Origin of the sequence: Streptomyces sp. NPDC052114, from assembly GCF_040680155.1 — a bacterium.
GTDB lineage: Bacteria > Actinomycetota > Actinomycetes > Streptomycetales > Streptomycetaceae > Streptomyces.
Genome location: NZ_JBFAWC010000019.1, coordinates 129,786 through 155,762 on the forward strand (window position 1 = coordinate 129,786; position 25,977 = coordinate 155,762).

27 protein-coding genes are annotated in these 25,977 nt (G+C 72.2%); 17 read left to right on the forward strand and 10 right to left on the reverse strand.

Going from position 1 to position 25,977, the window contains the following annotated elements; all coding sequences use genetic code 11:
- Positions 1–4: 4 nt before the first annotated feature.
- Complete coding sequence (locus AB0L89_RS33365) at positions 5–1,609, reverse strand: AMP-binding protein (protein WP_365149543.1); 1,605 nt, start codon at positions 1,607–1,609, stop codon at positions 5–7.
- Positions 1,610–1,804: 195 nt separating this feature from the next.
- Here AB0L89_RS33365 and AB0L89_RS33370 point away from each other — a divergent pair, with 195 nt between their 5' ends.
- Entirely contained in the window at positions 1,805–2,257 is a 453-nt protein-coding gene (locus tag AB0L89_RS33370; protein WP_365149546.1) for a nuclear transport factor 2 family protein, read from the forward strand.
- Positions 2,258–2,317: 60 nt separating this feature from the next.
- On the opposite strand, the gene AB0L89_RS33375 is transcribed toward AB0L89_RS33370, so the two are convergent.
- Positions 2,318–3,142: an AfsR/SARP family transcriptional regulator gene (locus AB0L89_RS33375; RefSeq protein WP_365149548.1), complete on the reverse strand. Its 825-nt coding sequence runs from the start codon at positions 3,140–3,142 to the stop codon at positions 2,318–2,320.
- 409 nt (positions 3,143–3,551) lie between these two features.
- Between AB0L89_RS33375 and AB0L89_RS33380 the strand changes: the two genes are divergently transcribed.
- Positions 3,552–4,859, forward strand: a complete 1,308-nt coding sequence (locus AB0L89_RS33380; RefSeq protein WP_365149551.1) for a hypothetical protein — start codon at positions 3,552–3,554, stop codon at positions 4,857–4,859.
- 70 nt (positions 4,860–4,929) lie between these two features.
- The gene (locus AB0L89_RS33385) at positions 4,930–6,063 is read left to right on the forward strand and encodes a UDP-N-acetylmuramate dehydrogenase (RefSeq protein ID WP_365149554.1); all 1,134 of its coding nucleotides are present in this window, start codon (positions 4,930–4,932) and stop codon (positions 6,061–6,063) included.
- A gap of 51 nt (positions 6,064–6,114) precedes the next feature.
- Here AB0L89_RS33385 and AB0L89_RS33390 read toward each other — a convergent pair whose 3' ends face one another.
- Complete coding sequence (locus AB0L89_RS33390; protein ID WP_365149557.1) at positions 6,115–7,620, reverse strand: SulP family inorganic anion transporter; 1,506 nt, start codon at positions 7,618–7,620, stop codon at positions 6,115–6,117.
- A 303-nt stretch (positions 7,621–7,923) separates the two neighbouring features.
- On the opposite strand from AB0L89_RS33390, the gene AB0L89_RS33395 reads away from it, so the two are divergent.
- Positions 7,924–8,343, forward strand: coding sequence for a MerR family transcriptional regulator (locus AB0L89_RS33395; RefSeq protein ID WP_365149641.1), 420 nt, complete (start codon positions 7,924–7,926; stop codon positions 8,341–8,343).
- 55 nt (positions 8,344–8,398) lie between these two features.
- Here AB0L89_RS33395 and AB0L89_RS33400 read toward each other — a convergent pair whose 3' ends face one another.
- Both AB0L89_RS33400 and AB0L89_RS33405 read right to left on the reverse strand, forming a co-directional pair.
- Positions 8,399–8,800 (reverse strand): hypothetical protein, encoded by a 402-nt coding sequence (locus tag AB0L89_RS33400; protein WP_365149644.1) that lies wholly within the window; start codon positions 8,798–8,800, stop codon positions 8,399–8,401.
- A gap of 343 nt (positions 8,801–9,143) precedes the next feature.
- Positions 9,144–10,007, reverse strand: coding sequence for a hypothetical protein (locus AB0L89_RS33405; RefSeq protein WP_365149560.1), 864 nt, complete (start codon positions 10,005–10,007; stop codon positions 9,144–9,146).
- Positions 10,008–10,244: 237 nt separating this feature from the next.
- On the opposite strand from AB0L89_RS33405, the gene AB0L89_RS33410 reads away from it, so the two are divergent.
- Positions 10,245–10,427 (forward strand): hypothetical protein, encoded by a 183-nt coding sequence (locus tag AB0L89_RS33410; protein WP_365149563.1) that lies wholly within the window; start codon positions 10,245–10,247, stop codon positions 10,425–10,427.
- A gap of 140 nt (positions 10,428–10,567) precedes the next feature.
- Here the strand turns inward: AB0L89_RS33410 and AB0L89_RS33415 are convergent, their stop codons facing one another.
- The gene (locus AB0L89_RS33415; protein ID WP_365149565.1) at positions 10,568–10,858 is read right to left on the reverse strand and encodes a DUF6332 family protein; all 291 of its coding nucleotides are present in this window, start codon (positions 10,856–10,858) and stop codon (positions 10,568–10,570) included.
- 151 nt (positions 10,859–11,009) lie between these two features.
- On the reverse strand, positions 11,010–11,582 hold the full coding sequence (locus tag AB0L89_RS33420; RefSeq protein ID WP_365149568.1) for an HPP family protein: 573 nt from the start codon (positions 11,580–11,582) through the stop codon (positions 11,010–11,012).
- A gap of 313 nt (positions 11,583–11,895) precedes the next feature.
- Between AB0L89_RS33420 and AB0L89_RS33425 the strand changes: the two genes are divergently transcribed.
- On the forward strand, positions 11,896–12,813 hold the full coding sequence (locus AB0L89_RS33425) for a glutaminase (RefSeq protein ID WP_365149571.1): 918 nt from the start codon (positions 11,896–11,898) through the stop codon (positions 12,811–12,813).
- Positions 12,814–12,885: 72 nt separating this feature from the next.
- Here AB0L89_RS33425 and AB0L89_RS33430 read toward each other — a convergent pair whose 3' ends face one another.
- Positions 12,886–13,617 (reverse strand): triacylglycerol lipase, encoded by a 732-nt coding sequence (locus AB0L89_RS33430; RefSeq protein ID WP_365149574.1) that lies wholly within the window; start codon positions 13,615–13,617, stop codon positions 12,886–12,888.
- Positions 13,618–13,706: 89 nt separating this feature from the next.
- Complete coding sequence (locus AB0L89_RS33435; RefSeq protein ID WP_365149576.1) at positions 13,707–14,522, reverse strand: AraC family transcriptional regulator; 816 nt, start codon at positions 14,520–14,522, stop codon at positions 13,707–13,709.
- 145 nt (positions 14,523–14,667) lie between these two features.
- On the opposite strand from AB0L89_RS33435, the gene AB0L89_RS33440 reads away from it, so the two are divergent.
- The 5 genes from AB0L89_RS33440 (at position 14,668) to AB0L89_RS33460 (ending at position 18,654) form a co-directional block, all read left to right on the forward strand.
- The gene (locus AB0L89_RS33440; RefSeq protein WP_365149579.1) at positions 14,668–15,651 is read left to right on the forward strand and encodes an MBL fold metallo-hydrolase; all 984 of its coding nucleotides are present in this window, start codon (positions 14,668–14,670) and stop codon (positions 15,649–15,651) included.
- A 229-nt stretch (positions 15,652–15,880) separates the two neighbouring features.
- The gene (locus AB0L89_RS33445) at positions 15,881–16,549 is read left to right on the forward strand and encodes a DUF6817 domain-containing protein (RefSeq protein WP_365149582.1); all 669 of its coding nucleotides are present in this window, start codon (positions 15,881–15,883) and stop codon (positions 16,547–16,549) included.
- Between the two features lie 84 nt (positions 16,550–16,633).
- A complete protein-coding gene (locus tag AB0L89_RS33450; RefSeq protein WP_365149585.1) occupies positions 16,634–17,500 on the forward strand; it encodes an AraC family transcriptional regulator in 867 nt (288 codons plus the stop codon).
- 82 nt (positions 17,501–17,582) lie between these two features.
- A complete protein-coding gene (locus AB0L89_RS33455; RefSeq protein ID WP_365149588.1) occupies positions 17,583–18,014 on the forward strand; it encodes a metalloregulator ArsR/SmtB family transcription factor in 432 nt (143 codons plus the stop codon).
- Entirely contained in the window at positions 18,007–18,654 is a 648-nt protein-coding gene (locus tag AB0L89_RS33460; protein ID WP_365149591.1) for an SRPBCC family protein, read from the forward strand. Before AB0L89_RS33455 ends, AB0L89_RS33460 begins: the two co-directional genes overlap by 8 nt.
- Positions 18,655–18,688: 34 nt before the next feature.
- Here the strand turns inward: AB0L89_RS33460 and AB0L89_RS33465 are convergent, their stop codons facing one another.
- Positions 18,689–20,608 (reverse strand): NAD-binding protein, encoded by a 1,920-nt coding sequence (locus AB0L89_RS33465; protein WP_365149594.1) that lies wholly within the window; start codon positions 20,606–20,608, stop codon positions 18,689–18,691.
- Positions 20,609–20,772: 164 nt separating this feature from the next.
- On the opposite strand from AB0L89_RS33465, the gene AB0L89_RS33470 reads away from it, so the two are divergent.
- The 6 genes from AB0L89_RS33470 to AB0L89_RS33495 all read left to right on the forward strand — a co-directional run bounded on the left by AB0L89_RS33470 (position 20,773) and on the right by AB0L89_RS33495 (position 25,888).
- Entirely contained in the window at positions 20,773–21,702 is a 930-nt protein-coding gene (locus AB0L89_RS33470) for an ion transporter (RefSeq protein ID WP_365149596.1), read from the forward strand.
- A gap of 77 nt (positions 21,703–21,779) precedes the next feature.
- Positions 21,780–22,043, forward strand: a complete 264-nt coding sequence (locus AB0L89_RS33475) for a GlsB/YeaQ/YmgE family stress response membrane protein (protein ID WP_365149599.1) — start codon at positions 21,780–21,782, stop codon at positions 22,041–22,043.
- An 89-nt stretch (positions 22,044–22,132) separates the two neighbouring features.
- Positions 22,133–23,425 carry a sensor histidine kinase gene (locus AB0L89_RS33480; protein WP_365149647.1) on the forward strand — a complete coding sequence of 431 codons (1,293 nt, stop codon included), beginning with the start codon at positions 22,133–22,135 and terminating at the stop codon, positions 23,423–23,425.
- The gene (locus AB0L89_RS33485) at positions 23,422–24,114 is read left to right on the forward strand and encodes a response regulator transcription factor (RefSeq protein ID WP_365149602.1); all 693 of its coding nucleotides are present in this window, start codon (positions 23,422–23,424) and stop codon (positions 24,112–24,114) included. Before AB0L89_RS33480 ends, AB0L89_RS33485 begins: the two co-directional genes overlap by 4 nt.
- Before the next feature lie 56 nt (positions 24,115–24,170).
- A complete protein-coding gene (locus AB0L89_RS33490; RefSeq protein WP_365149605.1) occupies positions 24,171–25,097 on the forward strand; it encodes an ATP-binding cassette domain-containing protein in 927 nt (308 codons plus the stop codon).
- Entirely contained in the window at positions 25,094–25,888 is a 795-nt protein-coding gene (locus AB0L89_RS33495) for an ABC transporter permease subunit (RefSeq protein ID WP_365149608.1), read from the forward strand. The genes AB0L89_RS33490 and AB0L89_RS33495 overlap by 4 nt, the downstream gene beginning before the upstream one ends.
- Positions 25,889–25,977 lie beyond the last annotated feature (89 nt).

Genomic DNA, 25,977 nt, shown 5'->3' on the forward strand with positions numbered 1-25,977 from the left:
CGGGTCATGCCCAGGTGCCGCGCGCCGCGTCGAAGGACCCCGTGCGCTGATCCCTCTCCGGCTCCACCAGCTTCCGCTTCTGGATCCGCGCCGAGGGCGTCATCGGGAACGAGTCGACGAATTCCAGATACGCCGGCACCTTGAACCGGGCCAGGAGCCGACGGGCATGGTCGAGCACACTGCGGGCCACGTCGGTCCCGGGGGAGTGGCCCGGGCGAAGCCGCACGAACGCCTTCGGCAGCTCCTCGAACAGCTCGTCCGGAATCGCGACGACGGCGGCGGCGAGGACGGCGGTGTGGCTCTCCAGCACGCTCTCCACCTCGACGCAGGAGATGTTCTCGCCGCCCCGCCGGATCATGTCCTTGAGGCGCCCCGCGTGATGGATGCGGCCCGCGGCGTCGCGGTGGCCGAGGTCTCCCGTGTGGTACCAGCCGCCTCTGAAGGCGTGGGCCGTGGTTTCCGGGTGGTTCCAGTAGCCGTCCATCATCGGCTCCCCGCGGACCACGATCTCCCCTGTCTCCCCGTGCGGGAGAGCTGCTCCCCGTTCGTCGACGACGAGGACGTCCTTGCCCTCGGGGGGATGGCCCATGGCGCCGCTGCCCACCGTGTCGGCGGCACCGGGCGCGACGATCAGGTCGAGCCCGCTCTCGGTCGAGCCGTAGACCTCCCGCCACGGCGCTCCCCAGCGCTCCTCGAAGGCGCGGTGCCGGTCGGGGGCGATGCCCGAGCAGAGCACGAGCCGCATCGAGTGGTCGCTGTCTCCCGCATGCCGGGCCTGCTTGAACATCAGCAGAGGCATGGTTCCCAGTACGTAGGTCAGCGTCGCGCCGCTTTCGCGCACCGAATTCCAGAATCCGGAAGCGGAGAATCTGGGCAGCACGACAAGAGGGACACCGCCCATGAGGCACATCACCGCATTCCATTGCGGATCCATGTAGGAGAAGGCCTGCGCGGTCAGCACGACGTCGTCCGCGTGGAGTTCGGCGCCGACCGCGATCAGCCAGGCGGTCCTGAGCCAATAATCGTGGGACAGCAGGCACGCCTTGGGAAACCCCGTGGTGCCCGACGTGTACTGGAAATTGGCGATGTCCGACGGCCCCACGGGAATTCCCGGATCGAAGGAAGAGGCTTCCGCCAACTCCTCGGCCAGAGCGTCAAGCGTATGCACTTCCTTGAGGGAGCCGACATCGACGGCGGCCTTCCGTACGCCTTCGACGCATTCCTGGGAGGCCAGAGCGAGGACGCTGCCGGAGTCCTTGAGGACGTACGCGAGATCGGCGGAGCCACTGCGCGCGTTGACCGGCACCGCGATGGCTCCCGCCCTGGTGACGGCGAGCCAGCTCAGCGGCCACTCGGGCACGTTCCCCATCATGAGGGCGACGCGGTCGCCTCGGCCCACCCCGTGCGCCCGCAGGACCCGGGCCAGCCGGCTCGCGTATCCGTCGGCCTCGGCGAAACTGATGGATCTCTCGGGAAAGCGGAGGAACTCCCAGTCGCCATAACGCTCGGCGGCGTCCCCCAGCAGCTCGCCGATGGTTCTCCACCGCGGCCGTGAACCGGATCGCGCGCGGTCGAACAAGACCGCGCCCCCGGCATGGGAATGGTTCACGAGAATGCCTCCGTCACCTCGGTTTCCTGATGTGCAGCGGACCTTTCGGCTGCACACTGCACCACGGCGCGGTCGAGGGCGGAGCAAGTGGGCCTCGAATGTGCGCGAGATCCGCTCTTTACCGCCGCTGGACCGGTCGGTGCCAGCCTCTGCGGGAAGGTTCGGGAGCAGAATTCGACGGGAGGACGAGAAAGCATGACATCGGTCGAGAGCCTGCCCGGCGGCACGGAATCCCTCATGCTGTACGTGGAGATCCAGCAGTTCTACGGCCGCCACATGCGGGCCATGGACGAGTGCCGTGTGGCGGACTGGACGAGTGACTTCACCGAGGACGCGGTGTCCCTGACCAACGCCCGGCCCGAGCCGCACGTCGGCCGGGCCGAGATCGAGGCCGGAGCCGCCGCGGCCGCGGACAAGCTGGTGGCGGACGGGGTGCTGAGGCGACACTGCCTGAGCACGCTGCACGTGGAGGAGGCGTCGGACGGCACCGTCGTCGCCAGGTCCTACGCCCAGCTCGTCAGGACCCCGAAGGGCGGCGTGTCCGAACTGGAGCTGTTCTGCACGTGCGAGGACACGTTCGTGCGTGTGGGCGGGCGGCTCCTCATCAGGCGCCGCCAGGTTCACCGCGAGGACCTGCCGAAGGGCTGACGCGGGTGAGCGGGGCCCGGGCCCGCCCACCCCGCTCGGGCCGGTCACCGAGGTGCCGGGTCAGGACGCCCCGGACAGGCGGACCCCGCCCGCCACGGCCTGCGGCGAGTGCTCACCCGTACGGGAGAGCTCCGGGTCGGCGGCGAGGATCGCCCGCTGCAACTGCTGGAGCTCGGCGGAGGGTTCGAGCCCCAGGTCCTCGACGAGCCTGCGGCGCAGCCGGTTGAAGGCATTGAGCGCACCGGGGCGCTGGCCGCACCGGTAGAGGGCCAGCATGAGCTGGCGGTGGAAACTCTCGTGCTGGGCGTGCCGCGAGGCCAGTCCGTGCAGTTCGCCGAGGAGTTCATGGTGCCGGCCCAGGGCCAGCTCCGCCTCGATGCGTGTCTCGAGCGCGCCGAGCCGCGCCGCTTCCAGCCGGACGATCTCCGCCTCCAGGTGGCGTCCGGGGCGGATGTCCGCCAGCGCCGGGCCCTGGAAGAGCCGCTCGGCGGCCCGCAGACGGTCGACGGCCCTCTCGTGTTCACCCGCCGAGAACGCCCGCCGGCCATCGCTCACGAGGTTCTCGTAGCGGTGCAGATCCAGATCGCAGGGCCGGACGTGGATCGCGTAGCCGTTCGGCGTGGTCGTCAGGATCTCCTTGGGGGACTCCTTCGGCAGCAGATGGGCGAGCAGCCTGCGCAACTGGAACACATAAGTCTGCAGCGTGCTCAGGGCGGTGGCCGGCGGCCGCTCGTCCCAGAGCTCCTCGATGAGGGTGGGCGTGGTGACCAAGTGGTTCGCATTGACCAGCAGAAGGGTCAGGACCTGCTTGGTCTTGGCGGCGCTGGGGGTGACGCGCTTCCCGCCGGCCGACAGCGACACGTGTCCGAGTACTTCGACTTCCATGGAACTCCTCATGCGATCGGCCGAAGAGGCCTGACAGTCAGTGGGGGTTCTTCCGGCGCGGTGGACAACTTCAGCACAGGAACGATCGCCCGAGAAAGTCATGTCGGACGTCAGCTGCGTCAGTTGGGTGAGCATGGTCAGTTCGGTCAGTTGACGTTTGATGCAACATCGGGACGGGAAGGTCGGTGGCTCTCGGTGGAACATCTGCGAGAAGCTTCGTCAGGTACCCGAATAGGACATCGCATGTAGATCCCGTGTGTTCCTGATCACAGATTTGCAGAAATTATTCATGGGCAGTTCATTCTTCATGGGGAGGTTTTCTCTGATGGCCTGCGCGCACGGCATCGGCGCCGCTGTCTTCGCCCGTCGGTGTTCCGTTGGACATTGCTGAGATCAAGGTCGCCAGTCGATGAGAGATGCGTCGGTTTTAGCCGCTTGCCTGTCCCGCCTGGGCTGGTCGCCGGAACGGCTCGCCCGCGAGATCAACCACGTGTGCGGGCCGGGGACGATCAGCGAGAAGGCGCCGTACAACTGGTTGCGCGGCTCGTGCCCCCGGCGCCAACTCCCGCACGTGGTCGCGAAGATCCTCTCGGCGAGACTGAGCGAGGGCGTCTCGGTGGAGGCGCTCTGGCCCCGGCACTTCGCGACGGGAGCACGTGCCGCGCGTGCGACGCCCTCCGCACGGACACCCGCCCGCCCGCGGGAGCCTCCCTTGACGGATCAGGCCCTGGTGTCGGGGGCGGTCGACTGGCTGGTGGCCGACGAGGTCACCGCTCCTTCGCGCTCTCGTGGGGAAGAGGTCGCGCCCGTCGACATCGACCTGCTGGCCCTGCGCATCCGGCAGCTGCGGCAGATGGACGACGACCGCGGCGGCCGGATGGTCCTGGACTGGACCGTCCAGGACCTGAGGTGGGCGCAGCGCCTCGCCGTCGAATACGCCTACGACGCGCAGGTCGGAGTCCGGCTTCACCGGGCGATCGCCGAACTGGGCCAGCTCGCCGGGTGGCTGGCCGCGGACCTGGGCCTCGAAGGGGAGAGCAGACGGCACTTCCTGGAGGCGCTGCGGGCGGCCCGGAGCGCCGGCGACCGGGAACTGGGCGCGTACATCGTGTCCTGTATGAGCTATCGGGCCCTGTGGTCCGGACAGGGCCACGACGCGCTCCGTCTGATCCGCATGGCCCGCAAGGGCACGGCAGGCGCGCCCGCCGGCATCCGGCAGGCGCTGCTCGCCACCCGTGAGGCGCGGGCCCATGCGGCCGTCGGCGACCAGACGAGCTGTCAGCACCATCTCGAGCAGGCGGCGGAGCTCAGCCAGGGCGCCGGGGACGACGACACGCCCTGGGCGTACTGGCTGACGCCGGCCGTCATGGTGGCCGACGCGGGCCGGGCGTGGCTCGAACTCGGCAGGCCCGACCGCGCGGAGTGGCATCTCCAGTGCGGACTGGAGATGCTCGGCGAGGCCCAGCCGCGCAACCGGCTGCTCCACTCGGCGTCGCTGGCCGAGGCGCGGCTGGCGCGCGAGGAGCTCGACGGTGCGGCCGAGGCGGTGACGGCCGCGCTGGACCTGGCCGAGAACCTCACCTCGATCCGGGCCCGGGTGCGGCTGGCAGGTCTGCGCCGACGCCTGCGGCTCCATCAGGACAGCGCGTCGGCGCGTCAGGTACTGGAGCGCATGGACTACTTGCTCGGGCCGAGCGGTCTGCGCTGCGCGAGCTGAGTCCCCGTACTCGGCCCCGTGGGCCGCAGGAGAATCCGGTCCACGCGGCAGACAAGGAGCACCCGATCGCATGCACGTCACCCATGACGCACCGCTCGCCCCCCTGACCACCCTGGGGCTCGGCGGGCCGGCCGCGACGCTGGTCGAGCTGACCGACCCCGCGGACTTCACGGAGTTCGCCGAGTCCATGGCGGCCGAGGGAGGGTGTCCACCAGCGACTCTTGGCGCGGGCAGCAACACCCTCGTGCACGACTCCGGCTGCTCCACCCCGGTCCTGCGCATGGCCACGCGCGGCATACGCCCCCTCGGACGCGCCGACGAGGAGAGGGTGCTGGTCGAGGTGGAGGCCGGGCACTCACTGGCCGACCTGGTCGGCACCACCATCGCCGAGGGCCTCACGGGCATGGAGATGCTCACCGGCATCCCGGGCACGGTGGGGGCCATGCCGGTGCAGAACGTCGGTGCGTACGGCCAGGAGACCTCCGGCATCCTCGTCGCCGTGCGGGCCTGGGACTGGCACGGCCGCCGCAGGGTCACGTTGTCGGCTGCGGAGTGCGGGCTCGGCCATCGCACGAGCCGGTTCAAGGGTTCCGGACGCTGGACCCTGCTCAGTCTGGTCTTCGCCCTGCGCCGCTCCGCGCTCGGCGCACCGATCGAATACCGGCAGGTCGCCGCCGAACTCGGCGTGGACCTCGGCGCGCGGGTCCCGCCGGCTGAGGCCGCCCGGGCCGTCCACGCGGTCCGCCGCGGCAAAGGCATGGTGCTGGAGTGCGCGCCGCGCGGCGAACGCTCGGTGGGCAGCGTCTTCCTCAGCCCGGAGATCTCCCCGGCCCGGGCCGCCGAACTGCGCACGCGCGACGCGCCGGTGAACCGTTTCCCGGACGGCTCGACCAGGGTCAGCGCGAGCTGGCTCATCCGCGAGGCGGGATTCGACCTGGGCCGCTCGATCGTCGCGGGTGTGCGGGTGTCCTCCCTGCACTACACCCTGGTCGTGGAAGAGCCGGCGGGAAGCGCCACGGCCGCCGGTTTCGCGGCGGCCGTGGACATCGTTCGCAGGCGCGTGCATCGGCATACGGGCGTTCGGCTGACCGCCGAGATCGACTTTCTCGGGGACTGGGATCGGGAGCCGCGGGAGAACGGCGTGACTCGTTCGCCCCGGGCCGTCTCGAATGGTGACGCGAGAAACCTGAAGCTCAAGAGCTGAAAGGCGTTACGTCGGGCTCGTGTGAAATTGCTGTGGCAAAGTATGGACAGATCAATGACTGCCGCTGAGTTCACCGGTCAACTGCTCGTGAATCCGCGCACTCGGATCGTTCAGGCCGATGATGCGGACCTCTTTTCCGCGTTCTGCGTACTTCTTCTCGATGGCGTCCAGTACCGCGACGGAAGAGGCGTCCCAGATATGGGCCGCGCTCAGGTCGATGACGACCTTGTCCGGGTCGGTGGCATAACTGAATTGACCGACGAGGTCGTTGGAGGAGGCGAAGAAGAGTTCTCCGGTGACGACGTAGACGATCTCGGTGCCCTCGGGGTCGGTGACCGCGGTGACATGGGTGAGGTGGGCGACCCGCTTGGCGAAGACGACCATGGCGGTGACGGTGCCGACGACCACGCCGATGGCCAGGTTGTGCGTGGCGATCACGACGGCGACGGTGATCGCCATGACGGCGATCTCGCCCGCGGGCATGCGCCGGAGCGTGGCGGGCGCGATGGAGTGCCAGTCGAAGGTCGCGAACGACACCATCACCATCACGGCGACCAGCGCGGCCATCGGGATGTCGGAGACGACCGGGCCGAAGACGACGCACAGCACCATCAGGAACGCGCCCGCGAGGAAGGTCGACAGACGGGTACGGGCGCCGGAGACGCGTACGTTGATCATCGTCTGGCCGATCATGGCGCAGCCGCCCATGCCGCCGAAGAAGCCGGTGACGATGTTGGCGATGCCCTGGCCGATGGACTCGCGGGTCTTGGAGGAGCGGGTGTCGGTGATGTCGTCCACGAGCTTCGCGGTCATCAGGGACTCCATCAGTCCGACCAGTGCCATGGCGAGTGCGTACGGCGCGATGGTGGTGAGCGTGTCCATGGTGAACGGCACGTCCGGCAGGCCCGGCACGGGCAGCGCCGACGGCAGATCTCCCTTGTCTCCCACGGTCGGCACCGCGATGCCGGCCGCGACCGTCAGCACGGTCAGGGCGGCGATCGAGACGAGCGGAGCCGGGACCGCCTTGGTGATCTGGGGGAAGAGCACCATGAGGGCGAGCCCGCCGGCGATCAGCGGGTAGACGGGCCACGGTACGTCCCGCATCTCCGGCACCTGCGCCATGAAGATGAGGACGGCCAGGGAGTTGACGAAGCCGACCATGACGCTGCGCGGCACGAACCGCATCAGCCTGGCCACCCCGAGGGCGCCGAGCGCGATCTGGAAGACACCGGCCAGGATGACCGCGGCGACGAGATAACCGAGGCCGTGCTCGCGGTTGAGCGGTGCGATGACCAGGGCCACCGCGCCGGTCGCCGCGGAGATCATCGCGGGTCGCCCGCCGACGACGGCGATCGTGACGGCCATCGTGAACGACGCGAACAGACCGATCGCCGGGTCCACCCCGGCGATGATCGAGAACGAGATCGCCTCGGGGATGAGCGCGATCGCGACCACGAGCCCGCCGAGGACCTCGGTGCGCCAGATCTTCGGATCGGACAGCCAGTCGGGGCGCAGGCCGCTCAGTCGGGAAGCGGTCGAAAAGACGGAGGAGGGCAAGAGAGCAGAGACCTGTCGTGCTGGGAAGCGCCCTGGGGTGGGTCGGGGCGTGGCGGCGGATGAGACGGCGCGGGATGGCGTCCCGCGTCACGGCGGACAGGCGATGGCCTCGGGCGTCATGGTCTCGTGCACGCTCCTCTCCTGCAAGAATCGGTGACTCGCCGCGGCCATCGGCCGCGGCGTGACGAAGGAGGGAGCCCTCAGGGCACCCGAACAGGAGCAACTCTACCCTAACGTAAGGGTAGAGTTCGACGGGTCGTGCGTACACCGGCCCGCGAGGACGAGAAGGGCCAGGCCAGGGGCGTGGACGACAAGCACATGCAGATCGGCGAAGTCGCCGCGCGCACCGAACTCTCCCTGCGCACCATTCGGCACTACGAGGAGAGCGGACTGGTCGTCCCCTCCGCCCGCTCCCAGGGCGGCTTCCGCCTCTACACCGAGGCCGACGTGGCCCGCCTGATGGTGATCCGCCGCATGAAGCCCCTCGGCTTCACCCTGGAGGAGATGCGGGAACTGCTCGCGGCGACGGATGTCCTCGACTCGGGCGAGGACGTCTCCGAGGGGGAGCGCGACCAACTCGTGCGACGCGTGCGGGCTTTCGAGGACGCCGCGCAGGAGCGCGTGGTCAATCTGCGGACCCAGCTGGCACGGGCGGAGGAGTTCGCGGGCACGCTGCGGGAGCGGCTCCAGCGTTTCGACGCCGCCGCGGCGGACGACGCCTAGCCGGCGCGGCAGTGCGCCCGCCGTGCGGACCGTGCCCACCCGTACGGCATCCTCCTCACGACCCGGGCCGGCGGCCACGGCGTTCGCGCAGCATGTCCTGGCCGGTGCCCGAGACGGCGGGCTCCTTCCCGTAGCCGCCGGCTTCGGGGCGGTGGAGCGCGGCGCCCGAGGCCGTGCGCTGGTGGTAGGTGGCGCGGTCGATGATCTCGAGTCCGGTCACGATCCAGCCGGTCAGCTCTGTGGAGGCGCCGTGCCCCTGCCAGAGCCGCAGCGCGGTCGCTGCCGCGTCCCGCAGGTCGTGGGCCTCTTCCCAGTAGCGCACTTCGGCGTGGTCGGCGGCGTAGCGGGCGGTCAGGGCGAAGGGGTGGGCGGCCGCGAACCGTTCGAGGGTGCGGCGGACGTCGGCTGTCGGCAGCGGGGGACCGGCGACGGTCAGGAAAACATGCCAGAGCGTCACGGCTCCGGTCCCGTCCGCGGCGGCCTCGGTGGAGGCCCGGACCGTCTGGTCGTCCGGGGAATCGGGGCGCGGCGCGGCGTCCTCGTGCGCCGAGGAGGGCGGCACGGTCGTGGGTACGAGGCCCCGCGCGTCGTGCCCCAGATCCTTGAGCAGCGCCCGCAGTTCACGGACGGCTTCGCGCCGTTCGTCCCTGCCAGCTGCCGGGCTCGCGATCAGGTAGCGCAGGTCCGCGATCCTGCGGACCGCGCGGGCCGTGTCCAGCGGGGTGCGGTCCCGCAGCCGCCCGGCGCCCTCGGTGCCGAGGGACGACCGCGCGAGCAGTGCGTCGAACTCCTCGTCGAGGTCACCCATGGCGCTCACCCCTTTTCCGCTCGTCGCGCTTGGCTCTCGCCCTCCATCGGTAGAGCAGTCCCTCGACGGCGCGCACGGACGGCGCGCCGAGGATCTGCCTGATCTCGTCCTGTGCGTAGCCGTCCAGGGTCAGTGCGACGGCCGCCCGCATGCGCGGGTCGTCGATGTCGGTGAGGTCCTCCAGGACCTGCAGTCTGCCGAGGACCTCGGCGGAGACACCGGCCACCGCGGCGGTCCCGGCCGTGGCCTCGGCCCGGTCCATGCCCCGGCGCCAGCGCTCCTCGTCGCTGCGGTGGCGCCGGTACTCGTTGGGGAACTCGTACGCGCACGCCCCCATGAAGTACGTGGCGATGCCCGCGCCCCCGTCGGGGCGCCAGCCGCCCTGCTCCAGTGCCTGGCGGCGGAAGCGGGGCAGGGTGCGGGCCACGGTCATCGTCGCCAGCTCCTCCCGCAGGTCGCTGTCCCTGGCCAGTTCGCTGAGCTCGCTCTCCCGCGGGCTGAGCCCGAATCCGCGCGCGGCGACGAGCGTGAACACGAAACCTGAGTGCAGCCAGCCGCGCAGTACGGAGATTCCGTAGCGTGCGAGTTCCTCCTCGAAGCGGTCGTAGCGGGGCCCGGCGAAGTCGTCCGCGCGCAGCATCCGCACCAACTCCGCGTCGGCCGCGCACCGTTCGACGTCCTCCTGGAAACGGCGCGCCTCCCGGCCGTGCCGGGCATCCATCGCGCCCAGCGCCCCCGAGGAGACGGGCGCGCCGAGCCGGTCCTTGTGCCGTTCGCCGGGGTCGGGGCGGGGTGACCGGCGCCGGGCGCGCGCGGCCGCGGACGCCCCGCCCGTGGTCTCATCCTCGCCCCGCATGGTCGTCCCCTCCGGCCGCGGTCCCCGGTGTCCGGCGGCGCCCGGCTCCGGCGTCCTCGCTTGCGCGCATGTCCCCTTGTACGTTCGGCGCGCCCCGGGACCCCACGGGTGGGTTCCGGGATTTCTCCGGGACCGGCGCGGGGTGCCGGGAGAGGGGCGCGGGCCGTGGGGCGGGCGGGCGTCGGCGACGTATGAGCGGGGCGTCACGACCTTCGGAACGACCAGGAGAAGAGTCACGTGAGTTCTTCAGGCCCCTTCCTGACGGTGCACACCGCCGTCGTTCTCCTGATGGCCACGGTCATCGGCCTCGTCGTCGGAGGACTGACGTTCCTCTCGGGCGCCACGGCGGCGGGCGCGGTCCTCGCGGGGCTCACCGGGGCAGGGGTGAGCGTGCCGACGCTGCGCGGTCTCATCGGCTGAAGGTCGCGTGAAGGGCGCGGCGGATCCACCACTCCGTGTCGTACGTCCTGACGCTGTGGAGCAATGACGGCCGCGGAGGGCGGCGCTGTCCCCCAGCCGGAGATGCCGAGGGCGCGTCGACCGCCCGTCGGCGGGAGACCTCAGCGAGCGGACCCGCCCGGCAGCTCACGGGGAGGGGTGAGCGCGGCCCGCTGCTGCCTCGCGAATCGCCGGAGCACATGAACGACACGGACCAGCGCGAGCGCTCCGGCCAGCGAGGCTCCCGCCATGACGAGGACCTTGTCGACCTCATGGGGCAGGGACCACACGGCCACAGGCCCGGCGACCACGCCGAAGACGAGCAGGGCGAGGAAGGCCGCGCTGAAGAGCGCGTACCCGATCTCCACGGTGATCTCGTCCCGCTGGGCCTGGCTGCGTCGGGGTGTCGTCATGATCACAGGATCGCACTTCTGTACGCATAGGTCCGCGGATCGGTCATCCCGATCGGTCATCCGGATCCGTCATCCTGTCCCGGCAGGCGGAACTCCCGCACACGCGGCCGGTCTCCGCGAGATCGTGCCGCTCCGTGCCGGAGACCGCGCCTCACCACCAGTACACGGGATAACGCGCCGCGCCCCGGCGGACGTACGCGGAGGCGCAGCCGCCGAGTACCAGCAGGGCGGCGGAGCCCGCGAGGAGGGGGACGAACGTCGCGGGGTGCGGGGAGTGCAGGACGATGACCACGGACGTCGCCGCCGCCGGTGAGTGCGCGGCGCGCGCCGCCGTCATCACGGCCAGACCGATCCCCGCCGCCAGCGCGGCGGCCCAGGACGAACTGCCCAGGACGGCGAGGACCCCGAATCCGACGGCGGCGCACAGCATGTGACCCGCCATCACGCTGCGCGGCTGGGCGAGCGGCAACTGGGGGACGCCGTAGATGATCGCGGCGGACGCGGCCAGCGGCGGTATCAGGAGGGGCTCGTGGATCAGGGAGCCGATGGCGGCCAGGGCCAGCATGACGGCGGTGGCGACACCGGCGTTGTGCAGGATGGTGCCGGGCGGCGGCGGGGCGGGCGCGCTCCCCGCGAGACGGCCGAGGACCCGGGAGCGGGGACGGGAGCGCTGGCTGGTGCGGACAGGCGCGGGCGGCGCCTCGACGGCTTCGTCGGTGCTCAAGACAGAGGTGTTCCGGTGAGGAGCCGGCGGGAGACCCGGACGGCGGCGGCAGGAGGGCAGGAGTCGGCACGGCGTCCCCGCTGGTGGCAAGGCGCTCGCGTACCGGCGGCCGTCCTGGGTCGGGATGTCCGCATACTCTCCCCTGATCTTACGAATCCCTGGCGAGTCATCGCGGATCAGGGTCCCCCAGGCCGCTGACACGGGGCTGACGGCCGGACACGGGGCCGACGCCGCGCCGGGTGCGGCCGAGCCGCGCCTACAGGGCGTTAGGGTGTGGCACAAGCATCACCGTACGAAGTCAAAGCGAGTCAGCGTGTCCACCACCTTCCAGCCGGTCCTGGACCGCATCGCCACCGAGATCGCGGCCACCCCGGGACGCGGGCGCCCCGCCGACTACATCCCCGCACTCGCCTGCGCCGACCCGAACCGCTTCGCGATGGCCGTCGCGGAACTCGACGGGACGGTGTACGGCGTCGGCGACTGGCAGCACCCCTTCTCGACCCAGTCCATCACCAAGGTCTTCACCCTCGCCCTCGCGCTCTCCCTGGAGGACGACGAGCTCTGGGAGCACGTCGGCCGCGAGCCCTCCGGCAACCCCTTCAACTCCCTGGTGCAGCTGGAGTACGAGCACGGCATCCCGCGCAATCCGTTCATCAACGCGGGCGCGCTCGTCGTCACCGACCGCCTCCACTCCCTGACCGGCGACGCCTCCGGCGCCCTGCGCGACTTCCTGCGCGCCGAGTCCGGCAACCCGGGACTCACCTTCGACCGGCAGATCGCCGCCTCCGAGGCCGCCCACGGTGACCGCAACGCCGCACTGGCCCACTTCATGGCGTCGTACGGCAACATCTCCAACCCGGTGCCCGAACTCCTCGACCAGTACATCCGCCAGTGCTCCGTCGCCGCGTCCTGCGCCGACCTCGCGCTGGCCGCCGGGTTCCTGGCGCGGCACGGGATAAGGGCCGACGGCTCGACGCTGCTCTCGCGCAGCCGCGCCAAGCAGGTCAACGCCGTGATGCTGACGTGCGGCACCTACGACGCGGCCGGCGACTTCGCCCACCGCGTGGGGCTGCCCGGCAAGAGCGGTGTCGGCGGCGGCATCATCGCGGTCGTCCCGGGCCACTGCACGATCTGCGTCTGGAGCCCCGGCCTCGACCAGCGGGGCAACTCGGTCGCGGGCGTCGCCGCGCTCGACCGCTTCACGACGCACACGGGCCTTTCGATCTTCTGAGGCAACCTCCGGGCCCCCGCGCCCGACGGCCGGCACCCGGAGGGGTGCGGTCGGGTCCCGCGGACGGGCGGGTCAGGACGCCAGGAAGGCCCGCACGCCCTCTGACACCCCGTCGTCCGTCAGCAGGTCGTTGTGCGCGACGCAGCCTGCCGGATGGTTGGTCGCCCCGGTGAGCGGGACGCTGCTGTCCGGGTTGATGACCTCGTCGCAGTTCGACCACCACGTCGCGTACGACACCGTGCCCGGCGTCTCGTCGCCCGCGGCCAGCTGCTTGGCGACGTACGAACCCGGAGTCATGTCACGGCACCCCTGCGACCAGGCCGCACACGCCCAGGCCGTGGCGGTGCCGTGGTTGGGCCCGGCGATCGAGGCCCAGTGGGACACGAAGGGCGCGCCGCCGCCGAACTTCACGTACCAGCGCGTGACCAGGCTGCCGAAGGAGTGCGCCACCAGGTCGACACGGTCGGCGCCGGTGCGGACGCGCACCTCGGCGACGTACGCGGCGAGCTGTCCGGAGAGCGTCTCGTTCACCGACGCGTCGGTGTCGTACCCCCAGGAGAAGAGTTCGTCGTCGGTGTAGCCGGCGGCCTTCATGTCCTCGCGCAGCGAACCCCACACGCCCGGGTCGGCGTTGTAGCCGTGCACGAAGACGACCGGGGTGTGCGCGGCGCGCGGGGCCGCGGAGGAGGGGGCGGGCGCGACGAGTGCCGTCATCGCCGCCACGAGCAGGGCTACGAGCAGTTGCGCGCCCACACGGGCACGGGCTGTTCCGGCCATCGACACGGCCATCACCTCATCCGGCACGACGCTGACACGACACGGGGGTTACGCGCGGGTACGGAGGTGATTGTGCGGGCGGAGGCGGCAGAAGAACAGAGGCGGTGGGGCAGGAACTACCGCGGGTCGCGCAGCAGGGCGCGCAGGCGGCCCGGAGGATGCCCGGTCGCGCGGCGGAGGGCGTGGGTGAGGTGGGACTGGTCGCTGAAGCCCAGGTCGTGGGCGAGGAGGGCCAGGTCGCGTTCGCCTTCGGCGAGGCGGTCCAGGGCACGGGTGACACGGAGCCCGGTGCGGTAACGGGTGAGGGTGGTGCCGGTCTCCGTACGGAAGACGCGGCTGAGGTGGTGCGGTGAACAGCCGACGGCGCGGGCGAGGGAGCCGAGGCCGGGGGCGCCGTCGGTACCCAGCGCGGCGCGGGCGTCGTCGACCAGACGGCGCCGCGCCCGGACCGAACGGGGGAGCCCGCTCGCGACGCGGGCCGGGGCCAGCTGGGCGAGGATGCGGGCGGCGACCGCGGTGGTGCGTTCGGCCACTTCGAAGGCATCGGCCCCCGTACGCGCTCGGCTGAGCAACAGCCGGTGGGACAGGGCGAGTTCGGGTGTGGTGAACACCAGGCCCTCGGGGACCGTCGGGTCACCGCCCAGGAGAGCGGCGACCTGCGGCTCGGACAGGACGATCTCCGTGTAGACGTCGTCACCGCACGGATGCGCGAACTGCTGCTCGCTGCCCAGGCGTTCCACGTACACGCTGGCCGGGTCGAGGAGCTGCTCCACCCCCTGGACCCGCCCGCGCACCAGGCCGCGACGCACCATGACGAGTCCGAACACCGTCGCGGGGCGGACCGGTGTCCAGCCGCGCGGCGCGGCGGCGCACAGGACGTCGGCCAGCAGGAGGTCGTCGGTGCGGAGCAGGGTCCTGCGGTCGACCGGCATGTGCGTCCCTTCCGGCCCCGACTGGCGCGTTCGGCGTCTTGCCTCCGGCAAGGCGGGCCGAGCAAGAACGTACAAGCCGCGCAGGGGCGTTGCCCGGCAGTCTCTCGTGCGGAGAACCCATGGCGGCAGGACGAGGAGGACACCGATGAGCGGGCTGGAACGACGGCATGTGCTGCGGGGTGTCGCGGGGGCCGCCGCCCTCGCGGGATGGGGACAGGTCCTGGCGGACGGCGGCGCGGCACGCGCGGCGGGCGGCCGGACGTCGGGAGTGGTCGCGCGGCGGGCCGGGGCGTTCGAGGTGCTGGCGCTCCTGGACGCGCACGGGCCGTTCCCCGGCAGGCGGCAGGACCACTTCGCCGGAGCGACGGCGGCGGACTGGCGGCGGGCCGAACGGATCGACCCGGCCGCGTTCGGACCGGGCGACACCTGGGAGCTGGACTTCCACTGCCATGCGATCCGCAGGCCCGGTGGGCGCGTCACGCTCGTCGACACCGGGATCGGGCCCGTCGGCAGCCCCGCGTCGGGGTGGGCGCCCGTGCCGGGCCGGCTGCCGGAGGTGCTCGGGACAGCGGGCATCGACGCGGCCGACGTGGACTCGGTCGTCCTGACCCATCTGCACGAGGACCACTACGGCTGGGCCGTCGGGCCGGACGGGACGCCGATGTTCCCGGCGGCCCGGCACGTCGTCCAGCGTGTGGAGATCGCCGCGCTGGGGGAGAACGACAGCGCGATGTCGTACGTCGTCCGGCCCCTGCGCGCGGCCGGGCTGCTGCACGAAGTCGACGGCCGGGCACGGCTCTTGGGCGGGCCCGGCGGCACTGGTCCGGGGCGAGGGCACGGCGGTGCCGTCACGCTCGTGCCGACGCCCGGCCACACGCCCGGACACCAGTCGGTCCTCGTCGAGGGCGGTGCGCGGCGGATCATGGTCACGGGTGACGTGCTCGTCCACGCGGTGCAGCTCGTGAACCCGGCCGTGTCCTACGGCTTCGAGCGGGACAAGGAGGCCGCCCGGCGGAGCAGGGAGCGCCTGCTCGCGGAGGCCCGCCGCTCCCGTGCGGTCCTCGCGACGGCTCACCTCAACCGCCCCTTCGTACCGGCCGTGGAGTCACGCGAGTCGGGATGGTCCTAGTCCAGGCTTGGGGGAGGGCAGTAAACCCGAGGATTGACTTGGCGGTTGGGCGGGCGGGACGATCCCCTCGGGCCCGGGGCGGCAACCCGGCAGGGCCCGGCGTCCCGCTCCGGACGGCGCGTCGGGCGTACGCCGGGTGCCGACCTCTCCCCGGAGCGCGAGCCCGAAAGGCACCCATGAACCCCAGGGGGCGCGCCCCCGACAGGCCCTCCACGAAGGAGCTGCGCCGATGGCGCCGACCGCCACTCCGGACCAGCCGAACCACCCCCCGGACCAGCCGATCGACACCCCGGACCAGCCGATCGACGCCCCGGACCAGCCCACCGACACCCCGGACCAGACGGCACGCCGCCTCCTGACCGAGCTGGGAGCGGCGCGGCTCGACCACCCCGGCGGAACCCTCCTGGCCCACCTCGACCGGGTCCGGGACCGGCTCGCCGGCTGGGGTGCCCGCCCGGCGCTGCAACGCGCGGGCCTGTGCCACGCGACGTACGGCACCGGCGGCTTCGCACCCGTGCTGCTGCACCCCGCCGACCGGAGCCGACTGCGCGACGCCATCGGGCCGGAGGCCGAGGCGCTCGTGTTCCTCTACGCGAGCTGCGACCGCCGCCCCACGTACGCGAGCATCGCCACCACGACCGCCGACCGCCGGGCGGCGTGCGCCGGGCCCGCGATCCGCTTCCACGACCGCTTCACCGGCCGCACGTGGCTCCCCGCCCCGTCCCGGCTCCGGGACTTCGCGGAGCTGACGGCGGCGAACGAGCTGGACATCGCCGGTGTCGACAGCGCCTTCCGCGAGCGGTGGGGCGCCGACCTGAGGAGCCTGTTCACCAAGCTCGGCCCCTGGCTGAGCGCCGCGGCGCGGCAGGACTGCGAGAGGGAACTCGGCGGCGCCTGACCCCCGACCACAACGGGCACAGGATGTCGGGTCCGGCACAGTGGTCCCTTCCTAACGTGATGGACACAAGGGAAGGAGGCAGGAGTGCTGGAGCAGCTGAACCGGGCCCTGGAACACATCGAGTCGCATCTGGACCGGCGGATCGAGGTGGCCGAGCTGGCGCGGATCGCGGTGACGTCGGAGTACCACTTCCGGCGGATGTTCTCCGCGCTGGCCGGGGTCCCGCTCTCGGAGTACATCCGGCGCAGGCGGCTGACCGTCGCGGGCGCCGAGGTGCTGGCCGGCGAGCGGACGCTGCTGGAGATCGCGGTGCGCTACGGCTACACCTCGGGCGAGGCGTTCGCACGTGCGTTCCGCGCCATGCACGGCGTGGGGCCGGGCGAGGCCCGGCGCACCGGCGCCGCTCTGCACTCCCAGCCACGCATGTCCTTCCGTCTCATCGTCGAAGGGAGCAGCAGCATGCGATACCGGGTCGTGGAGAAGGAGGAGTTCCGTGTGGCCGGCAAGAAGGCCCGCGTTCCGCTCGTCCACGAAGGGATGAACCCCGCGATCGCCGACTTCATCCGGAGCATCGACAAGGAGACGTTGCGACGCATCACCGATCTGTCCGACCAGGAGCCCAAGGGGATCGTCGCGGTGAGCGACGACCTCGACCCGAGCCGGGCGGAGGGCACCGAACTCGACTACTACCACGGGGTGGTCACCCGGGCGGCGGTCCCCGAGGACCTGGACGCCCTCACCGTTCCGGCGGGCACCTGGGCCGTCTTCGAGAACTCCGGCCCGTTCCCGCAGGCGCTCCAGTACCTGTGGCGGGACGTGTTCACGCAGTGGTTCCCGTCGAACCCGTACCAGAGCCGTCCGGGTCCGGAGATCCTGAGCACCCGCCTGTCGCCGGACGGGGCGCGGGCGGACGCCGAGCTGTGGATTCCGGTGGAGCGCACAGGCGTCTGATCGCCGGGTGACCTCTCCGGCGGCAGGCCGACCCCTTATATAAGTGTTGACTTATATAAGGGGTCGCTGGCATGCTGAGGGCGTGCACGCATTCGATGTGCTGGGCGATCCCGTCCGGCGGCGCATCCTGGAACTGCTGGCCGAGGGCGAGCAGACCTCCGGGGTGGTGACCGCCGTGATCCGCGAGGAGTTCGCGATCTCCCAGCCCGCCGTCTCCCAGCACTTGCGGGTGCTGCGCGAGAGCGGCTTCGCGACGGTGCGCGCGGAGGGGGCGCGGCGGCTGTACGCCGTCGACGCGGCGCCGCTGCGCGAGGTGGACGTCTGGCTGGAGCGCTTCCGCGGCTTCTGGGAACAGCGCCTCGACGCGCTGGGCACGGAACTGGCCCGCGGCAAGCGTGCCAGGCGGCCGCACGAGAGCACGCGGCGGCCGCGCGACGGCACGCAAGGGGGCGGTGACCGCGGTACGGAGCGTCGTACTGCCAGAAGCGAGAGCGAGGAGACCTCCGATGGGTGACATCGTGGACCGGATCAACGCCATGCACCGCCAGGTGCGGGACGCCGAGACCCCCAAGGGCACCGGACGCGGCATCGTCATGCGCCGCGTCTACGACGCCGGTGTCCACGACGTCTGGGAGGCCTGCACCGACGCGGAGCGCCTCGGCCGCTGGTTCCTGCCCGTCACGGGCGAGCTGAAGCCCGGCGGCCACTACCAGCTGGACGGCAACGCGGGCGGCGAGGTGCTGCGCTGCGAGCCGCCGCGACTGCTGCGGGTCAGCTGGATCCTCGGGGAGCCCAAGGAGGGCGATCTCAGCGAGGTCGAGGTGCGTCTGACGCCCGAGGGCGAGGAGCGCACCCTCTTCGAGCTGGAGCACGTGGCCGTCGTCGACCCGACGTTCTGGGACACCTACGGCCCCGGAGCCACCGGTGTGGGGTGGGACCTGGGCCTGGTCGGGCTCGAGAAGTACCTCGCCGAGGGCGCGGCGTTCGACCGCGAGGCGACGCAGGCGTGGAGCGAGTCCGAGGAGGCGCGGGCCTACCTGACCGCGAGCAGCGAGGCCTGGGGACGGGCGAACGAGGCCTACGGCACACCCGCGGAGACCGCCGTGGCGATGACGGCGGCCACCACGAACTTCTACGTGCCGCCGGCCCCCTAGCGCCACAGGGCGGGCGCCACGTCTCCGGGACGGCCTACGCCCCTGAAGCGCCGGTCCGTACGCGGGGCCGTCGCCCGAGGAGCTCGGCGAGGCCTTGGCGGGTGGCGGCCAGGACGACCCGGTCCTCCGGGCGCAGGACATAGCCCGGGTGCAGGTCCCACACCAGGCCGGCGGGGTGCTCGTCGCCGTCCTCGGCCGGAGCGAAGGCCAGGTCGGGCTGGCGGTCGTCCGGAGCCGCGCAGTCGAGGGCGAGCACGCGCCAGGAACCGGCGCGGAACGACTCCTCGATGGTGCGGCCGTCCAGCTGCGGATGACCCGCGACATCGAGGGCGGCGAAGAGCAGGACCCGGCGCTCCACGGGGATCGCACCGAGGACGTGACGGCCCATCATCGCGACGGCGAACGCGGGCGCGGCGAGCGTGGAGACGCTGCGGCTGCGGGTGAGTGCCGCCGGATGGGCGGCCCGCAGGGTCCGGTAGACCGCGGTGGCGAACGCGTCGTCGTACAGGCGCAGCACGGCACGGAGGCCGGGCTTGAGGGAGCGTGCGTACAGAGCCGCTTCGAGGTTGGTGGTGTCACTGTTCGTCAGCGCCATCAGGGCGTGGGCGCGGTGCACCTTCGCGGATTCCAGGACGCCCTCGTCGGTGACGTCCCCGATGACCGTGGGCACGCGCAGACGACGGGCGAGCGGGACGCCGCGCGCGTCGGGGTCCTCCTCCACGCACACCACGGGGATGTCCATCTCGCGCAGCCGGGCGAGCACGCGGGTGCCGATCTTGCCGAGGCCGAGGAGGACGACGTGGCCGGAGAGGCCGCGCGGCGGTCGACGCAGGGCGGCCGCGTTGCGGAACGTGCCCAGAGCCTCCAGGACGGCCGCCAGAAGGACGGGCAGGAACAGCAACCCGGCCAGTCCGGACAGGAGTTGGAGGATCTGACGGGAGGCGGGTTCGGCGAGGGCGGGTTCGTCGATGGCGAAGAGGTCGAGCAGCGTGAGGTAACCGGCGTGCAGGGGGTGGGCGCCGGGCACCGCCAGCCAGTTCGCCACCGCCAGGCCGAGGACGCAGCCGCTGAGCCCGGCCAGCGACCAGCGCAGGCGGGGCGAGAAGAACGAGCCGAACGGGAGGCCGCGCCGGGTGAGACGGCCCGGCGCCGGTGCGGGCCCGGCGTGCGAGACGGTCTCCAGGACGACGGTGCCGCGGCCCGTCGCGGCGGCGACCGTGCGGGCGTCGGGCAGCAGCCGCGGCCCCTCTTCCTGGTCGTCGTCGTCCGAACCCTCCGCGCCCGCCGGGTCGTTGGTGGTGGCCGACAGCAGGGCGAGCGTGCACAGTCCGGGGTCGGCGACCCGCCCCCGGGCCGGCGGGGTGCGTTCCACGGCGCGCAGCAGGAGGCCGTCGGCGTGGACGACCTTGCTGGTGCCCGCGACCGCGGTGGCCGCGAGGGCCGGGGCGGCGGTGTCGGCGTCGGACAGGACGGTGGTGGAGGTGTCCGCCGCCGACAGGCCGAGTCCGGGCGCGGCGACCGCGGAGGCCTGGTCGAGCAGCTCCTCGATGTGCTGGCCGAGCTTGCGGTTGTAGAGCCGGATCACCAGGCGAAGGCGCGGGTTGAGCCGGCGGGCGGCCAGCGCGGCATGGATGTTCGTCTCGTCGTCGTCATGGACGAGGGCGAGCGCGGCGGCCTCGCCCACGCCCGCCTCGACCAGGGTCGCCTCGTCGGGGGCCGCGGCTTCGAGGACTCGCGGAGCCGGCGCGTTCCCGTCCGCGGCCGCACGCGTCGCCCTGGCCATGACCGCCTGCAACCGGCCGAGGAGGGCGGTGGCGGCCCGGCCGGCCGACCCCGCCCGCGCCGTGTCGCCCGTCCGCGCGGACGGCACGACGACGGTGACCGTCTCGCGGTAGACCGCGTGGAGCTCCGCGGCCAGCCGCTCGGCGAGCGCGTCGTCGCCGCACACGATCATGTGGCCGGTGGGCGGGGGCTGTTGTAACTGTGGTGGAAGGGAAGACACGTCATAGAAGACCACGGTCCTGCGCTCATCGGTTCCCTGGGCCCCCTCGATTCCCTCGTCCACCGCCGGACGGCAACGGGCTGGTGAGGACGCCACCCACGTAAGATCCAAGTCCCGTGAACAGCAACACAATCCCGTTACCCGAGAGCACCCGCCGCGCCGCCCTGGCCACCCGATGCCGTGCCGTCGTCGAGGCGCGCTGGTTCGCCGTCACCGTCTTCGCCCTGATCCTCACCAACGCCGCCGTGCTCGGCGTCGAGACGTACAGCGGTGTCACCGACCGCTTCGACGGCGAGCTGAAGCTGCTGGAGCACTGCTTCCTGGCGGTCTTCACCGCGGAGATGCTCGTCCGGGTCGCCGCCCACGCGGACCGTCCGCGCGACTTCTGGCGCGACCCGTGGAACCTCTTCGACCTGGCCGTCGTGGTGTGCGCGTTCCTGCCCGTCGTCCGGGAGAACGCCACCGTGCTGCGTCTGCTGCGCCTGGCCCGGGTGCTGCGCGCCGCCCGCTTCCTGCCCCAACTGCGCATCGTCCTGGTCGCGGTGGGCCGCAGCCTGCCGGGAACGGTCAGCTTCCTGCTCGTCGGCGGGCTGCTGCTCTACGTGTACGCGATGGTGGGCTGGGTCTTCTTCGGCGACGCCGACCCCGGGCACTTCGGCTCCATCGGCCGCGCCGTGCTCACCCTGTTCCTCCTGATGACCCTCGACGGACTCGGCGACGCGGTGCGTTCGGGCCTGGAGATCTCCCGCTGGAGCATCTTCTACTACGCCTCGTACGTCCTCATCGCGTCGTTCGTCCTGGTCAACGTCCTCATCGGCGTCGTGATCACCTCGCTCGACGAGGCCCGCACGATGGAGGAGCGGGAGGAGCGGGAGGCGCTGCCTCCCGCGCCCGCACCCGTTTCCGTGTCGGAGGAAGAGGTGCGGGTCCGGATCGCCGTCGCGCGCCGGGCGCTCGACGATCTGGAGGACAGCCTCGCGGCCTTCGCCGCGCCCCGTCCGTCCGGCGCCGAGGAGAGTGCGACGCCGATGCCGGGGAACACGTAGATCGACAGAGGCGTAGAAACAATCGGACGCAGCGCAGAAGCAGACGGACGATTCGAAACAAGGAGAGGCGGACCGGCATGGAGATCTCCGGCATCTTCACCGCGATCGTGATCGGCATAGTGATCGGAATCCTGGGCCGCCTGGTCATCCCGGGGCGCCAGCGCATCGGCGTCGCGTGGACGATCCTGGTCGGCATCGCGGCGGCACTCGTCGGCACGGCCGTCGCCGCCGCACTCGACGTCGCCGACACCAAGGGCATCGACTGGATCGAACTGGCCATCCAGGTCGGCCTCGCCGCGCTCGGCGTCGTGGGGGTGGAGCGCCTCAAGGGCCGCCGCTGAGCCGTACGGTCTCCTCCCGTGTGATCCGCGCCGAGCTACTCCCGTGGTCGTATGCGGGACCGATGCGGGGCGCCTACGGTGAGGGCGTGATGACCTTCGACCGCCTCCTGGCCCGTGCGCGGACGCTGCCGCCCCCGTCGGCGGACCTCCTGGTCGTGGTGGTCGTCGGGCTCTTCGCGGGGGCCGACCTGGCGGTGAACGAGCCCGGGTACCGGCAGGCGGACCAGTGGTCCTGGCTGCTGTTCGCCCTCTCCTTGTGCGCGCTGATGGGGCGCAGGCGGTGGCCCGTCGCCGTGGCGTCGGTGACGGGCGCCGCCTGCGCGGGCTGGGCACTGTACGGGCACATCGGAGAGCTGCTGAACCTGCCGGTGATCGTCGCGCTGTACACCGTCGCCGTCCAGGGCAGCCGACGCCGTACCGCCTGGGTGGCGCTGATCGCCGCTGCCGCGTCCGGGACCGTCGCCCTCGCGGTGGGCAAGGACGTCGTCAATCCGCAGGGGCTCCCCGTCCTGGAGATGGTGTGGCCGCTCGTCCCGCTGCTGCTGGGCGAAGTGGTGCGTACGCGGCGGCAGTTGCTGGCCGCGTACGCGGCGCGGGCCGAGCGCGCGGAGGCCGACCGGGAGCGCGAGGCGGCACGCCGTGTGCACGAGGAGCGCGCCCGCATCGCCCGCGAGCTCCACGACGTGGTGGCCCACACGGTGGCGGCCATGACGGTGCAGGCAGGGCTCGCCCTGGACGCGCTGGACCGCAGGCCCGACGTGGCGCGCGAGGCGATGCGCACGGTGCGCGACGCGGGCAAGGAGGCGGTGCGCGAGCTGCGCGCCACCGTCACCGTGCTGCGCGAGCCGGGCGGCGATCCCACCGCCCCGGCGCCGGGTGTCGGCCGGATCCCGGACCTCGTGGCCGGTTTCACGGGCAACGGGACCGACGTCGTGCTGCGGCAGGACGTCCGGGAAGCGGCGGCCCTGCCGCGCATGGTCGACCTCGCCGCCTACCGGATCGTGCAGGAGGCCCTCACGAACGTCGTGCGGCACGCGGACGCGCGGCACGCGGCCGTCTCGGTCGGCCTGTGGGGGCGGCGCCTGTGCGTCGAGGTGGTCGACGACGGCAGAGGTCACGACGGCAGGGGCCAGGACGCCAAGGGCCACGACGGCGAGGCGAACGACGAGAGGGGGCGCGATGCCCCCGGCGACGAGGGAGGGTTCGGGCTGCTCGGCATGCGCGAGCGGGCCTCCGCCGTCGGTGGCAGCATCGAGTACGGCCCCCTGCCCGGCGGAGGCTTCCGGGTGCGGGCCGAGCTGCCGGTCGACGCGACACCCGACGGGGCCGGTACGGCACCGGGAGCGACCGGCACGACACCCCATGAGGGAGGCCGACCATGACCGTGCGGGTCGTGCTCGCCGACGACCAGACGGTCGTCCGCGCGGGCTTCCGCGCCTTGCTGGACCTCACCGACGACCTCGTGGTGGTCGCCGAGGCGGCCGACGGCGCGCAGGCCGTCGAGGCGGTGCGCACCACCCGCCCCGACGTGGTCCTGATGGACATCCGCATGCCGGGCGTCGACGGCATCGAGGCCACCCGCCGCATCGCCGCCGACCGCACCCTCGACCGGGTCCGGGTTGTCATGCTCACCACCTACCAGGTGGACGAGTACGTCTTCGAGGCGCTGCGGCACGGCGCGGCGGGCTTCCTGATCAAGGACCTGGAGCCGGACGAGCTGCGCGAGGCGATCCGCACGGTCGCGGCCGGGCAGAGCCTGCTGGCGCCGGCGGTGACGCGCTCGGTCGTCGAGGAGTTCGCGCGCCTCAAGGCGCCGGAGGCCGCCGGGGCCGAGCGGCTCACGCCGCTGACGGAGCGGGAGCGCGAGGTCATGGCGCTGGTCGCGGCGGGGCTGAGCAACGACGAGATCGGCAAGCGGCTGATCATGAGTCCGCTGACCGCGAAGACACACGTCAGCCGTGCCATGACGAAGCTCGGGGTCCGCGACCGCGCGCAGCTCGTCGTCCTCGCGTACGAGGCCGGTCTCGTACGGCCCGGACAGCGGCAGGCGGGCCTGCTCCCGGGGGAGTAGCGGCCGACTCCCGTCGGCGGATGTCCGATCCGCCCGGCGTTCGTAGCGTCGGGGACATGATCGAGGCAACGGAACTGACCAAACGCTACGGCGGCAGGACCGCCGTCGACGGACTCTCCTTCACCGTGCGGCCGGGACGGGTGACCGGCTTCCTCGGCCCCAACGGCGCGGGCAAGTCCACCACCATGCGGCTCGTGCTCGGACTGGACGCGCCCACACGCGGACGGGTCACCGTGGCAGGCCGCCGCTACGGCGACCTGCGCGCACCCCTGTGCACGGTCGGCTCCCTGCTGGACGCGAAGGGCGTCCACGGCGGCCGCACCGCCTACCAGCACCTGGCCGGCCTCGCCGCGAGCAACGGCCTGCCGCGCCGCCGCGTCGACGAGGTCCTCGACCTGGTCGGGCTGCCGCCCGCCACCGCCCGCAAACGCACCAAGGGCTTCTCGCTCGGCATGGGCCAACGCCTGGGCATCGCCGCCGCGTTGATCGGGGACCCGGAGATCCTCCTTCTCGACGAGCCCGTCAACGGACTCGACACCGAAGGCATCCGCTGGATCCGTGACCTCATGAAGTCCCTGGCCGCGCAGGGCCGCACGGTCTTCCTTTCCAGCCATCTGATGAGCGAGATGGAGCTGACCGCCGACCACCTCGTCGTGATCGGCAGAGGACGTCTCCTCGCCGACACCACGGTCCGCGACTTCATCGCCTCCCACTCCCGCGCCCACACGTACGTACGGGCGCCCGAGGGGGACAGGCTGCGGGCCCTGCTGGAGGCCAAGGGAGCGGACGTTCGGCTCGACCCGCGCGGCGGCTGGCGCGTGACCGGGCCGGACGCGGTCGCGATCGGCGACCTGGCCCGCCTGCACGGTCTCGCCGTCCACGAACTGACCCCCGCCCACTCCTCCTTGGAGGAGGTCTACACGTCGCTCGCCCAGGACGCCGCCGAATACACCACCCCCATGACCAAGGAGGCCCTGCGATGAGCCCGAGCGACAGCCTCTTCGTCCAGCCGTCGGGCCGCAGCCCGCGCGCCGCCCTGCCGGAGCAGTTCCACTACGAGTGGATCAAGTTCCGGAGCGTGCGCTCCACCGTGTGGACGACGGTCGCCACGGCTCTGGTGCCCGTCCTCGGCGCGGTGTTCGTGGCGGCGAGCGGCAGTCTCCAGGCCGACGACACCGTGCTCGGCGGCAGTCTCACCCTCACCGTCGTCGCCCAGATGCTCGCCGCCGTGACCGGCGCGCTCGTGGTCACCGGCGAGTACGGCAGCGGCACCCTGCGCACCACGCTGGCCGCCAACCCCCGCCGCGGCACCGTGCTCGCCGCCAAGGCGACGGTCCTCGCGCTCGTCACGTACGGCCTCGCCCTGCTGTCCTGCACGCTCGCGTTCGCGGTCGGCGGGGCGCTGCTGCCCGCCGGCAAGTACCCCACCGGCGAGCCCTGGCCCGCCCTGTTCGGGATCGCCGCGTCGTTCTCGGTGGCGGCGTTGCTCGGGCTCGCGATCGGCACGCTCGTACGGCACTCGGCGGGCGCCGTCACCACCGTGATCGGGCTGCTCCTGCTGCCCTCCCTCTTCGGTCCGCTGTTCGGGGACGCGCGGCGGTGGATCGCCGGCCTGTCGCCCACGGCCGCCCTGGAGAAGCTGACCCAGACCTCCGACGCGAACGCCGAGGCGGTCGGCAGCCTGGGCCCCTGGCCGTCACTCGCCCTGGTCGCCGGATACACGGTGGTGCTGCTCCTGTCGGCCGCAGCCGCGTTCCGGCGGCGGGACGCGTGAACCCTGGTGTCAGCGGGGTTAAAGACTCCGCAAAACCCCGACGTCAAGGGCGAGTTCGCGACGTGGCCCAGCGGGTTTCGGCCGATCTG